Source organism: Sphingobium sp. PNB, assembly GCF_019873065.1.
Taxonomy (GTDB): Bacteria; Pseudomonadota; Alphaproteobacteria; order Sphingomonadales; family Sphingomonadaceae; genus Sphingobium; species Sphingobium fuliginis.
Genome location: NZ_JAINEZ010000053.1, coordinates 1 through 12,457 on the forward strand (window position 1 = coordinate 1; position 12,457 = coordinate 12,457).

General features: G+C 63.5%; 9 protein-coding genes. 4 read left to right on the plus strand and 5 right to left on the minus strand.

Annotated elements, in window-relative coordinates:
* On the minus strand, nt 1-945 hold a 945-nt coding region (locus tag K7W03_RS17010; protein ID WP_222886875.1), incomplete at its 3' end, for an acyl-CoA dehydrogenase family protein.
* Nucleotides 946-977: 32 nt separating this feature from the next.
* On the minus strand, nt 978-2,159 hold the full coding sequence (locus K7W03_RS17015; RefSeq protein WP_222886876.1) for an acyl-CoA dehydrogenase family protein: 1,182 nt from the start codon (nt 2,157-2,159) through the stop codon (nt 978-980).
* Nucleotides 2,160-2,426: 267 nt separating this feature from the next.
* Here K7W03_RS17015 and K7W03_RS17020 point away from each other — a divergent pair, with 267 nt between their 5' ends.
* Both K7W03_RS17020 and K7W03_RS17025 read left to right on the plus strand, forming a co-directional pair.
* Nucleotides 2,427-3,653 (plus strand): cytochrome P450, encoded by a 1,227-nt coding sequence (locus tag K7W03_RS17020; protein ID WP_025548819.1) that lies wholly within the window; start codon nt 2,427-2,429, stop codon nt 3,651-3,653.
* Nucleotides 3,654-3,666: 13 nt separating this feature from the next.
* Nucleotides 3,667-3,858: a ferredoxin gene (locus K7W03_RS17025; RefSeq protein ID WP_025548817.1), complete on the plus strand. Its 192-nt coding sequence runs from the start codon at nt 3,667-3,669 to the stop codon at nt 3,856-3,858.
* Between the two features lie 124 nt (nt 3,859-3,982).
* Here K7W03_RS17025 and K7W03_RS17030 read toward each other — a convergent pair whose 3' ends face one another.
* Both K7W03_RS17030 and K7W03_RS17035 read right to left on the minus strand, forming a co-directional pair.
* A complete protein-coding gene (locus K7W03_RS17030; protein ID WP_222886890.1) occupies nt 3,983-5,458 on the minus strand; it encodes an aldehyde dehydrogenase family protein in 1,476 nt (491 codons plus the stop codon).
* 10 nt (nt 5,459-5,468) lie between these two features.
* On the minus strand, nt 5,469-6,854 hold the full coding sequence (locus K7W03_RS17035) for an MFS transporter (protein WP_226870242.1): 1,386 nt from the start codon (nt 6,852-6,854) through the stop codon (nt 5,469-5,471).
* 390 nt (nt 6,855-7,244) lie between these two features.
* On the opposite strand from K7W03_RS17035, the gene K7W03_RS17040 reads away from it, so the two are divergent.
* Nucleotides 7,245-10,298 (plus strand): TonB-dependent receptor domain-containing protein, encoded by a 3,054-nt coding sequence (locus K7W03_RS17040; RefSeq protein WP_222886877.1) that lies wholly within the window; start codon nt 7,245-7,247, stop codon nt 10,296-10,298.
* A gap of 318 nt (nt 10,299-10,616) precedes the next feature.
* Complete coding sequence (locus K7W03_RS17045) at nt 10,617-11,960, plus strand: UDP-glucose dehydrogenase family protein (RefSeq protein WP_048575737.1); 1,344 nt, start codon at nt 10,617-10,619, stop codon at nt 11,958-11,960.
* A 213-nt stretch (nt 11,961-12,173) separates the two neighbouring features.
* Here the strand turns inward: K7W03_RS17045 and K7W03_RS27890 are convergent, their stop codons facing one another.
* Nucleotides 12,174-12,422 (minus strand): hypothetical protein, encoded by a 249-nt coding sequence (locus tag K7W03_RS27890; RefSeq protein ID WP_226870243.1) that lies wholly within the window; start codon nt 12,420-12,422, stop codon nt 12,174-12,176.
* Nucleotides 12,423-12,457 lie beyond the last annotated feature (35 nt).

Here is a 12,457-nt window from a genome sequence, read left to right on the forward strand (position 1 = left end):
GAGACAGGCGGGATCGTTCGCGTCCATGGCGTCCAGCGCCGCCTCCACAGCCGATCGGGCGAGCTGCAGTTCCCCGAACATCTCCGCCGCGCGATGCTGCAAGGCCTGGAAGGAGCCGATGATTGCGCCGAACTGCACCCGCGTCTTGAGATAATCGAGCGTGGTGTCGAAGGCCTGGGACGCATTGCCCAGCATTTCCGCCGCTAGGCCGATGGCCGCCCGGTCGAACAAACTGTCGAGCAGGTCGATGCCCTTGCCCACTTCGCCCAATACGGCGTCAGCGCTCACCGTCACATTGTCGAAGCTGAAGAGAGCGGGCCGCCGCGCGTCGATCTGGTCCAGCGCTTCCCGCGAGAGGCCGGGCGTATCGCTTTCCACCAGGAACAGGGTGATCCCGTCCCTGTCGCCAGGGAGGCCATGGGTGCGCGCCGCGACGATGGCGAAGGTCGCCGCCATGCCATCCTGCACGGGCCGCTTGATGCCGTTCAGCACCCACCCGTCGCCCACCGCCATGGCGGCGAGCGCGATCTTCTCGCGCTCATGCTGCGACCCTTCCTCCGCCGCGAGCGTGCCTATGGCCGATCCGTCGGCAATGCCCGGCAGCCAGCGCGCCTGTTGCGCCTCCGTCCCGCCCAGCCGCAGCGCCGATGCCGCCACCAGCGCCGAACTCAGCAGCGGCGAAGCGCCTAATGTCCGACCCAGTTCCTCCAGCACCAGTCCCATGCTGCGACAGCCGAAATCGGAGCCGCCCTGCGCCTCCGGCACCAAAATGCCCGTCCAGCCCATCTGGGCCATTTCCGTCCAGGCCGCCGGATCGAAACCCTCCGCATCCGGCCGGCCGCCACCATCATGGCCATAGAGCGACCGCAGCGCCGTCACGGGCAGGCGATCACGCACCCATTCCGCCGCCATGTCCCTCAGCATCTGCTGTTCTTCGTTCAGCATCCTCCCGATCCCATCCTTATTCGTCTCTTTTGTCAGGCCGGCAGATCCAGCGTGCGCTTCGCCGTGATGTTGTTCTGGACTTCATAACTGCCGCCGTAGATCGAGAAGGCCTTGCTATGCAGCCAGGCCCGCGTCGCTTCCCGTTCCGCGTCGGTATAATGTTCGCCCGACCAGCCGAGTCCGTTCGCGCCCATCAGCTCGACCAGCAGTTCGGCCCTTTCCTGGATGATCCCGGACCAGAGATTCTTGAGGGCCGAGACCCCATTGCTGGGGCCGCCGCTTTTCGCCTCCCGCGTCAGGCGCGCAACCGTCGCCAGATAGGCTTCGTGCCGCATGGCGTTGCGGACCATGCGCACCCTGAGGTCGGGATTGTCGATCCGTCCCATGCTGTCCGTGCCGCAATATTCATGAGCCAGCGGTGCCAGCGGCGTAATCTCCGCCTTCACATCCGACAGGCTGTTGCGTTCGAACTGGAGCAGGCGCTTGGCGATGGCCCAGCCCTGATTGACTTCGCCAACCAGATTGCCCTTGGGCACTTTCACATCGTTGAAGAAGACTTCGCAGAAATGGGTCGATCCGCTGATGAGGACGATAGGGCGGGTTTCGATCCCCTCCGATTTCATGTCGATCAGCAGGAAGCTGATGCCGCCCTGCTTTCGGCTGGTGTCGGTGCGGACGAGGGCGAAGCACCAGTCGGCCTGGTCGGCGCCCGATGTCCAGATCTTCTGCCCGTTGACCAGCCAATGATCGCCCATGTCGATGCATTTGGTCTGGAGCGAAGCAAGGTCGGACCCTGCGCCCGGTTCCGAAAATCCCTGGCACCAGCGCCGTTCATTGGTGGCGATGAAGGGCAGGTGCTCCAGCTTCTGTTCCTCGCTGCCATATTCCAGCAACGTCGGGCCCAGCATCATCGTGCCGTAGCTGCGGATCGGATTGAAACCGCCGATCGCAGCCAGTTCCTGCCCGATGATCTTGGCCTGCGCCTCGCTAAGGCCGGCGCCGCCATAGCGCGGTTCCCAGGTGGGCACGCCCCACCGCTTTTCCGCCATGCGTTCGCGCCACAGGCACCAGTCGGCATTGGATTCCGCCGCATGCCGGTCACTGACGAAGTGAATGGATGGAGCATTGGTCAGCGAAGGCGGGAAATTCGCCCGCAGCCATGCGCGCGCTTCCTGCCGGAACGACTGCGCTTCCATTCCATCCCACTCGGCCATGCACCCTGTCCCTGTTTCCCGCAAAAGCCACGCGGCCTTCCGATGGAGCATCCCGCCTCCATGACCGAATCCTTATGCCAATTCTGCACCGCTGGCTAGGTATAAATTGCACAGGTGGGTAAAATTAGTCGCATCTTCATCGATCATGACCGTGATGGTTGACAGCTTTGTCACAGGTCATAAACTATACTCAAATGCAAAATTGATAAGATCAGCCGCAGCCTTGCGATTCGGCGGCGGGCGGCTCGTACATAGGAGAGCGCGCATATGGAGACCTTCGCGGCCCGACCCATTCCGGCGCATGTTCCGCCCGATATGGTCGGCGATTTCAGCCTGTTTTCCTCGCCCGGCATGCAGCCGACGCCCAATGGCGATCCGCAGGCGGCCGCCGCCGTCGTGCATCAGGGTCCGCGCATCTTCTATTCGCCGGTCAACACCCGCGACGGGCGTGGCACATGGGTCATCACCCGCGCGCAGGATCAGCGGAAGGTGTTGCAGGACCCGGAAACCTTCTCCAGCCATCGCAGCATCTTCGCCTCCGCCCTGGGGGAAAGCTGGCCGATGATCCCGCTGGAACTGGACCCGCCGGACCATGGCAAGTTCCGCTCGCTGCTCAACCCGCTGCTCTCGCCCAAGCGGGTGATGGCGCTGGAAAGCGCCGTGCGGGAACGGGCGATCTTCCTGATCGACAGGATCGCGGCGGCGGGCACCAGTTGCCATGTCATGGAGGATTTCGCCTTTCCCTTCGCGGTGAACATCTTCCTGCGCTTCCTTGGGCTGTCCGACGACCGGCTGGATGAATTCGTCCGCTGGGCGAACGAACTGCTGCATGGCGACAATGTGCAGCGTCCCGCCGCCGCGCGGACCATCATCGGCTTCATCGACGAATTGTCCGCCGAACGGCGCAGGCGGCCGGTCGATGACTTCATGTCCTTCCTGGTGCAGTCGAAGATCGATGACCGGCCGCTGACCGACATGGAAATTCGCGGTACCGGCGTGCTGCTGTTCATCGCAGGGCTGGATACGGTGGCAGCCGCCATAGGCTTCGACCTCAACTATCTGGCGCGGCATATGGACGACCAGCAATTGCTGCGTAGCGATCCGTCCCGGATCGTGCTGGCGGCGGAGGAACTGCTGCGCGCCTATCCCACCGTGCAGATGATCCGCGTGGCGACCCGGGACATCGATTTCGAAGGCGCGCCGATCCGCCGGGGCGACTATGTGTCCTGCGCGACGATGATCGCCAATCGCGACCCGCTGGAATTCCCGCATCCCGAAAGGATCGATCTTGCGCGGGAGGATAATCGCCACACCGCCTTCGCCTATGGCCCGCACCGCTGCCTGGGATCGCATCTCGCCCGGCGGGAGATCGTGGTCGGGCTGGAGGAATGGCTGAAGCGCATTCCGCCCTTCCGCATCAAGCAAGGCACGGCGCCGGTCACTTTCGGCGGGCATGTGTTCGGCATCGAAAATCTGGTCCTCGACTGGTCCTGAGGAGGGACTTTCCATGAAAATCATCGTGCACAATGACAAATGCCAGGGCCATGCGCGTTGTTGGGCCATGGCGCCGAATATCTTCGAACTGGACGATGAGGGCTATATCAAGCCCGGCGACATCGACGTGGCGGAGGCGGATGAGAAGCTTGCCTGGAAGGGCGCGAAATCCTGCCCGGAAAGGGCGCTGGAAATCGGCAAGTGAACCGGAGGCAGGGAAGGGGGCGCTCCTGCTGAGGCAGGGGGCGGTTCCGGCGGCAGGACTGGGCTGCCGCGAGCCCCCCCCATCTCGCTCCAATGCCTTCGCGGGAGCAGGAACGGGCTCCAGCTTATGTCCTGATCCACACGCCCTTGGTCTGCAAATAGGCGTCGATATGTTCGGCGCCGCCCTCCCGTCCGAAACCGCTCATCTTGTAGCCGCCAAAGGGGACGGACGGGTCCATCGCGAAATAATGGTTGACCCAGATCGACCCCGCCCGGATGCGCTTCACCGCCGTCATGGCCTTGCCGATGTCCTTCGTCCACACGCCGCCCGCCAGGCCGAAGCGCGTCGCATTGGCGCGAGCGATCACCTCGTCGAAATCGTCGAACGGCATGATGCAGGAGACGGGGCCGAAAATCTCCTCCCGCGCGATCCGCATCTCATCCTTCACATCGGCAAAGATGGTGGGCGCGACCCAATGGCCCTTGTCGAAGGCGCCGCCCGTCACGCGCTCGCCGCCCGTCACGAGCCGCGCGCCTTCCGTCGGCCCCAGTTCGAGATAGGAGGAGACGCGGGCATATTGCCTGGCCGACACCAGCGGACCGATCTGGGTGTCGGTGTCGAGGCTGGGGCCGATCTTCAGGGCCTTCGCGAAGGCGGCGATGCGCTGGACCATCTCCTCATAGACAGGACGTTCCACGAACAGTCGCGTGCCGGCCGCGCAGACCTGACCCGAATTGTTGAATACCCCCATCGCCGCTGCTGGCGTAGCCATGTCGAGATCGGCATCGGCGAAGATGATGTTGGGCGACTTGCCGCCCAGTTCCATCGTCACCTTCTTCACAGTCCCGGCGGAAGCGGCGATGATCCTCTGGCCGGTCTCGCAGGAGCCGGTGAAGGCGATCTTGTCCACATCGGGATGCGCGGACAGGGCGCCTCCGGTTTCGCCCGCGCCGGTCACCACATTGACAACGCCCGGCGGCACGCCCGCCTCCAGGCACAGTTCCCCGAAGCGGAGCGGGCTGAGCGATGCATCTTCTGCGGGTTTCAGGACGATGGTGCAGCCGGTCGCGAGTACAGGCCCGACCTTCCACGCCGCGCTGAACAGCGGGCCGTTCCATGGGATGATCGCACCCACCACGCCCACCGGCTCGCGCAGCGTGTAGGACAGCAGGTCCACCGGGAAGCTGTTGGACAGCGTCTCCCCATGGATCGCTGTTGCAGCGCCCGCAAAATGGCGCAGCGAACGTTGCAGCATGCCCCGCAATCCACGAGCAGCCGTGATCGGGCGGCCCATTTCGATGCAGTCGAGCAAGGCGAGATCGTCGAACTCCGCATCCACCAGATCGGCCAGCTTCAGCAGGACTGCCTGACGTTCGGCCGGTTTGAAGCGGCTCCATGGCCCTTCAAAGGCGGCGCGGGCGGCGCGGACGGCGCGGTCCACATCTTCCGCGCCCGCCAGCGCCAGTTCGGCCACCAGTTCGCCGGTCGATGGGCTGAAACTCTGGAACGTCTCGCCGGACAGGGCGTCGACAGGCTTGCCGTCGATCAGCAGCTTTTTGGGCTTGCCGTCGATGAAGGCGGGGCGGCGTGTCTCGATCATCGGATCATCCTCAAGCAATGGCTTCATGGGCGCGCCGCATCGAGGCGCGACCGAAGGCGAAAAGAAGCGCGGCGGGCAGCAGCACGCAGAACACGCTGATGACGAGCGACAGGCCGACCTTCATCTCGTCGCCCAGCAGCTTGTCGGTGACAAGGCCGATGAAGGCAGGCCCGCCCGCCATGGCGATCAGGCCGGACGCCAGCACATAGAGCGCCGACACGCGCCCGCGCAGATATTGCGGCGTCACCACCTGCACCGTGGCAGGCCCCATGCTGGAGGTGGAGAGGATCAGCGCCATGAAGCACCAGTAGCAGGCGACGGTCGTCCAGGGGCTGCTGACCAGAAAGGCGGCGATGCCGAAGGGCGCCGAGGCCAGCACCGTCAGCAGGCACCAGAACAGATGGGCGTCGCGCCTCCCCCGGCGATAGAGCCGGTCGACTGTCCAGCCATGCAGAGGGATCATCGCCGCCGCCCCGATCTGGGCGAGGCCGATGACTGGCCCGATCCGTCCCGGTTCCCAGCCATGAACCCGCGCAAGATAGACCGGCGTCCACAGCTGGAAACCGATGGTGGCGGCATAGGCCAGGCCGAAGCCGACAAAGGTCGCCAGATAGAGCGGCTTATATTCGCGCATGAAAGCCCATGCCTCGCCATAGCCCGCGCCCGCACTGATCGCCCTGCGCCGGGGCGGTTCGCGAAAGGCGAAGACCAGGAAGGCGAGCGCTATGCCGGGCGCGCCGGTCATGATGAACACCTGTTGCCAGGGTTGCAGCAACCCGAAAACCGGCCAGACGGCGGGGCCGGCCTTCATCGCGGCGGCGACGATCGGGCCGCCGAACAGGAACACGATGCCCGCGCCCATCACCCCGCCCATGATGAAGACGGACATGGCGAGCGAAACCTTGTGCGGCGGGAAGCTGTCCCCGACCACCGAATAGCTGCCGGTGCCGAAGCCCGACTCGCCCGCGCCGACGCCTGCCCGTGCCATGGCGAGCGCCGCGAAGCTGCCGGCAAGGCCGCAACTCGCCGCCGCGATGCTCCACACCGTCACCGACAGATAAAGGACGACTCGGCGGCTGAAGCGGTCCAGCGCCATGCCCAGCGGAATCGCGCACAGGCAGAAGAGAATGGCGAAGGCCGGTCCTTGCAACAGGCTGATCTGGAGGTCCGACAGGCCCAGATCCTTTTTGATCGGCCCGACCATGAGGGCCATGATGTTTCGGTCGGTCAGTGATAATATGTACAGCAGGAACAGGATCGCCACGGTCAGCCAGCCCATCAGGGGCGAAGGATAGGCGGCCTGTTCGGGGAGAGGTGAGGCGATGTTGGCTTCGACATCTCCGTGCGCGCCGCCTGATCCTGACGATGACGCCATCGTCGCGGAAATCTGCGTCATGGTTGCATTGCCCCGGCGCAAATGGCGCTGTCTGACTGACGATCGTGCGGCAAGGCCACTCTCCCTATCTCTCGGCCCTGTAGCGCCCGGCAAGGTCTGCCGGCGCACTGCCGCTCCAGCCATTATAACACACATTTCTGCACAGTGGGTCAATATATGTTCGTGGCATGTGCAGGAAACATCGGACCGCCGGGGCAGCGCGGGGAAATTATGCCGGGGGATTCCGGTGAAGGGGAGTGAGGAATATCTGCAATTAACTTTTCCCACTGGTGCAAAATTTATTGACATCGGCGTTGGCTGGGATAACTATAAAAGTGCACACGGGGATAATAATGATCGCGCCCGGAGACGTTGCCGGACAAAGATCGTGCAGGGAGAGGAAAAGGAAAGATGACGAAGGACAGGCTGTTCATATCGTCGCTGGCCGTCGGCGCCAGCATCATCGCAATGGCAGTGCCCGCCTGGGCGCAGGAAATGGCCGCGGCGGCGCCCGCGCAGGAAGATGCCGTGCCCCAGGCCGCGGCGCCGGCGAGCAATGCCGACATCGTCGTGACGGGGTCGCGCATCGTGCGCGACGGTTATACCGCGCCGACTCCGGTGACGGTCGCATCGACGGAGGAACTGGCCAAGACGACGCCCTCGGGCGTGGCCGACGCGCTCAACAAGCTGCCCCAGTTCAACAATTCGCTGAGCCCGTCCAAGTCGGCGAATAATTTCTCCAACCTGCCGATCCACGGCAATGTTCTGAACCTGCGCGGCCTCGGCACGCCCAGCAACAATCCGAAGGGGCCGTTGCGTACGCTGATCCTGTTCGACGGGATGCGGGTTTCGCCCACCGAATATGTCGGCACCATCGATACCAACGTCCTGCCGCAACTGCTGATGCAGCGCGTCGACGTGGTGACGGGGGGCGCTTCGGCCCAATGGGGTTCCGATGCGGTTGCGGGCGTCGTCAACTTCATCCTCGACAAGAAGTTCACGGGCTTCAAGGGCGTGGCCCAGGCCGGCGTGGACCAGCGCGGCAATAACGGCAACCAGCGGCTGGGCGGCGCATTCGGCGCGGATTTCGCCGGCGGCCGCGGCCATGTCCTGCTGAGCGCGGAATATTCCAACAGCGACGGCATGTTGCGGCAGGACCGCGACTTCGCGACGCAGGGCTATAATTTCGTCGGCAGCGTGACATCCACCTGCGCTCTTTCCGCCAACGGCCAGTCGCGCACCTGCACGGCGGCGCCGGGCACGGTTGCCAATCCCTATGTGGTTGCGCCGGACATCCGCATCTCCGCCCTGGCCGCCAACGGCCGTATCGTCGGGTCGAGCGTGGCCGGCAATCCATTCGTCGGACGGGTCATCAACAATGACGGCTCCACCCGCCCGTTCAACCTGGGGACCGTGGTCGGTACCACCGGCTTCCAGCAGGGCGGCGACGGCTACAAGATTCCCGACGACACCAATGCGATCTCGCCGCTCACCAACTATAACGGTTTCGGCCGGGTCAGCTACGACCTGACGGACGACATCAATTTCTTCGTCCAGGGGCTCTACGCCCGCAGCAAATATCATTATTTCACACAGGGCAATTCGTTGATTCCGGCGACGCAATCGGCGCGCATCTACAAGGGCAATCCCTATCTCTCCACTGCGCTCGACGGCGCGCTGACAGGCGCGAACGATTATTATGTCGTCGGTCAGCAGGATGCAGGCCAGCCCAAGCCGATCGCCTATGAAAAGACCGATTATTGGACGGCGACGACCGGCCTTGCGGGCAAGTTCGACGACTTCAACTGGCAGGTGACCTACAGCCACGGCGATTCGAAGCATTCGATGGACAATGTGGGGCTGTACGACAACCAGAAGCTCTATGCCGCGCTCGACGCCGTGCGCGATCCCTCGACCGGGCAGGTCACCTGCCGCGTGCTGCTGAACCCGACCTATGCCAGCCAATATGCCGGGTGCAAGCCGATCGACGTGATGCATGGCGATCCCTCGAAATCGACGCCGGAGGGCTATGCCTATGCGACCGGCACCTCCAGCTATCGGGCGCGCTTCAAGCAGGATGCGATCGCCGCCAATATCAGCGGCAGCCTGTTCGAACTGCCGGCAGGCCCGGTCGACATCGCGGTGGGCGTGGAATATCGGCGCCAGTCCCTGCGCCTCACCAGCAATGCCGATCCGTCGCTGCTGGACACGGATGCGGAGCGGGAAGCCTATTTCGCCGGCTTGCGCGGCGTCCCTCGGGCGGAATCGGCGACGGTTCCCTATCCTACCGGCTCGATCAACACGCTCTTCTACTGGCTGACCAATGTCGGATCGGCAGCGGGCAAGCTGAACGTCAAGGAGGCCTATGCCGAACTTGCGGTGCCGATCCTGAAGGACACGCCCTTCTTCCGCGAATTGAGCGTGAACGGCGCGATCCGTGTGACCGATTACTCCACCTCCGGCACGGTCAAGACCTGGAAGGTGGGCGGCACCTGGAAGCCGGTGGACGACCTGCTGCTGCGCGGCACCTATTCGCATGACATCCGCGCGCCCAATCTGTTCGAACTTTATGCCGGCGCGCAGAGCGGCATCGGCATCGTCAATGACGTCAGGAGTGCGGACGGGAGCTATGGCAGCGGCCAGAACGTCAATGCCAACACGGTGACGTCGGGCAATCCCAATCTGAAGCCGGAAGTGGCGGACACCTACACCTTCGGCGCAGTGTTCTCGCCCAGCTTCCTGCGCGGTTTCTCGGCCTCGATCGACTATTACAACATCAAGGTCGACAAGCTGATCGACTCCCTGTCGGCGCAGCAGATCCTGACCAACTGCCTCAATGCCGGCGGATCGGGCGTTGCGGAATGCAATCTGATCGAGCGCGCGAGCCCGACCAGCTTCCCGTCGCTGATTCGTCTGACCCCTGCGAACATCGCCTTCCTGAAGACGGCGGGCGTCGATTTCGACTTCACCTATCGCACGGCGGTCGGCAATGGCGGGCTGGGCCTGCGGCTCTACCTCAACTATCTCGACAAGTTCGATGCCCAGCAATATGCGGGCGCGCCGATCGCCCATTATGCGGGCGTCAGCGTCGTCACCAGCAACCCCCAGGGTTTTCCGCGCTGGCGCGGCAACCTGACGGTGGACTATACCAATGGCCCCTTCGGCCTCACCATCGGCGAACAATATATCGGCAAGATGCGGCTCGATATTCCGGGCGGCGCGACGCCGATCCAGTTCGTCAATCCCAAGGTGAAGCCGGTCTGGTACACCGACCTGACGATGCGCTACACCATTCCGCATGGCGATGGCGGCAATTTCGAATTCTTCGCGACGGTCAACAACCTGTTCGACAAGAAGCCGCCGCTGATTCCCGGCACCGTGCCGGGCGTCAACCCGCCGACCAATATCGCGGTGTACGACATTGTCGGCCGCGCCTTCACGGCCGGCGTGCGCGTCAAATTCTGACCGGTTCCTCAGGGCGAGGGCGAGGGGCGGGAGCAGCGATGCTCCCGCCCTTTTCCATGGGCTAAGCGCCTGATCCGCGCCCATATGTGTGGGAAGAGCGGCAGGCTGCGTTGCATCCAGCCCGCGCAGGACGGTATGCTGCGCTGCGTCAATCGCCGGCTGGTTCCGGCCAATTGGGCATCGGGCTCGGTCGCCTGGCGCCCAACCCATGATGAGGGATGAGGGTCCGTGCATCCGGGGTTTCCCGGAATGGATTCCTGCGTCCTTTCATGATCGGTTGGCCGTCGGTCGAAAGCCGTTTGAAGAAGGAGAATAGTGATGCGGATCGTTATGACCGGCTCGGGCTATGTCGGCCTGGTATCCGGCGCGTGTCTCGCGGATTTCGGCCATGATGTCATCTGCGTGGACAAGGACGCGCGCAAGATCGAGTTGTTGCAGGGCGGCGGCGTTCCGATCTACGAGCCGGGTCTTGCCGATCTGATCGCGCGCAATGTGAAGGCGGGTCGCCTGACGTTCACCACCGATCTTGCCGGATCGGTTAGCCAGGCCGATGTGGTGTTCATCGCCGTCGGCACCCCCGCGCGGCGAGGCGATGGGCATGCGGACCTCAGCTATGTCTATGCCGCCGCGCAGGAGATCGCTTCCAATCTGAGCGGGTTCACCGTCATCGTCACCAAGTCCACCGTTCCGGTCGGTACGGGGGACGAGGTCGACCGCATTGTCCGCGAAACCAATCCCGATGCGCAGTTCGCCGTCGCCTCCAACCCCGAATTCCTCCGCGAGGGTGCGGCGATCCAGGATTTCAAGCGTCCTGACCGCATCGTCGTCGGCATAGAGGATGAGCGCGCCCGCCCGGTGATGGAGGAGGTCTATCGCCCCCTCTACCTCAACCAGGCGCCGATCCAGTTCACCGGCCGCCGGACAAGCGAACTCATCAAATATGCCGCCAACGCCTTCCTGGCGATGAAGATCACCTATATCAACGAAATTGCCGAACTGTGCGAGAATGTCGGCGCGGACGTCCAGCAGGTGGCGCGCGGCATCGGTCTCGATAACCGGATCGGTTCGAAATTCCTTCATGCCGGACCGGGCTATGGCGGCTCCTGCTTCCCGAAGGATACGCTGGCGCTGGTCAAGACGGCAGAAGACGCCGGCGCGCCGATCCGCCTGATCGAAACGACCGTGGCGATCAACGAAAGCCGCAAGCGGGCCATGGCGCGGAAGGTGGTCGCGGTCTGCAACGGGTCGGTGCGCGGCAAGACCATCGCCGTGCTGGGCCTGACCTTCAAGCCCAATACCGACGACATGCGCGATGCACCGTCGATCGCCATCATCCAGGCCCTGCAGGACGGAGGCGCGCAGGTGCGGGCCTATGATCCGGAGGGGATGGATGCCGCCCGCACGATGATGGCCAATGTCGAATTCTGCGATAATCCCTATGTCGCGGCGCAGGGGGCTGCGGCGGTCGTCATCGTCACGGAATGGGATGCGCTGCGGGCGCTCGATCTGCCGCGCCTCAAGGGCATCATGAGCGGCGACGGTCTGGTCGACCTGCGCAACATCTATCGTCCGGCCGATGCCGAGGCGGCCGGCTTCGTCTATGTCAGCGTCGGCCGCGGCGCCACGCCCGAAATAGAAGAGTTGGTTCAGGCGGCGGAATAAGCCGCGACCGAAATCCCTTCCCTCGCGGGAAGGGCTGTAACAGGCGCGCTCCCGGCCTTGTGTCGGGAGCGCTTTTCATTTTCGGCGTGGAAATCCCGGGTCATATCGATTCTGAAAACATGGCCAGGTTCAGCCAGTTTTCGGCATGTCCACCAACAACTCGTCGCAAATTCCGAAAGGATACGACGAGTCGTCGTTGACCCGAAGTTTTTGTTAACCTTCTTGGGAGACCCTATCGGGGATAACTGCGGGGGTCGCAACCATGCCTGTCAAAATGACTGGCTCCATTTTTGGAGCCGGAATGCTTTGTATTTTCGCAGCGGGAGCCGCTACGATCATGACTGGGGGGTCGACATCGAATATGACGTCGACTGCAACCAGCACCAGTTCGCAGCTTCTTTCCGCCACGAACTCCACAACGATAACGTCGTCGACGATCAGCGGTTCCACGACGATGAACATTGTCTCTGATTTTTCCGATTTCGACTTCGCCAATG

Excerpts from the sequence above, each read along its gene's own strand:
- K7W03_RS17035 (WP_226870242.1), bottom strand. The coding sequence starts at position 6,854 with ATGACGCAGATTTCCGCGACGATGGCGTCATCGTCAGGATCAGGCGGC.
- K7W03_RS27890 (WP_226870243.1), bottom strand. The coding sequence starts at position 12,422 with ATGTTCATCGTCGTGGAACCGCTGATCGTCGACGACGTTATCGTTGTG.
- K7W03_RS17045 (WP_048575737.1), top strand. The coding sequence starts at position 10,617 with ATGCGGATCGTTATGACCGGCTCGGGCTATGTCGGCCTGGTATCCGGC.
- K7W03_RS17025 (WP_025548817.1), top strand. The coding sequence starts at position 3,667 with ATGAAAATCATCGTGCACAATGACAAATGCCAGGGCCATGCGCGTTGT.
- K7W03_RS17020 (WP_025548819.1), top strand. The coding sequence starts at position 2,427 with ATGGAGACCTTCGCGGCCCGACCCATTCCGGCGCATGTTCCGCCCGAT.
- K7W03_RS17040 (WP_222886877.1), top strand. The coding sequence starts at position 7,245 with ATGACGAAGGACAGGCTGTTCATATCGTCGCTGGCCGTCGGCGCCAGC.
- K7W03_RS17015 (WP_222886876.1), bottom strand. The coding sequence starts at position 2,159 with ATGGCCGAGTGGGATGGAATGGAAGCGCAGTCGTTCCGGCAGGAAGCG.
- K7W03_RS17030 (WP_222886890.1), bottom strand. The coding sequence starts at position 5,458 with ATGATCGAGACACGCCGCCCCGCCTTCATCGACGGCAAGCCCAAAAAG.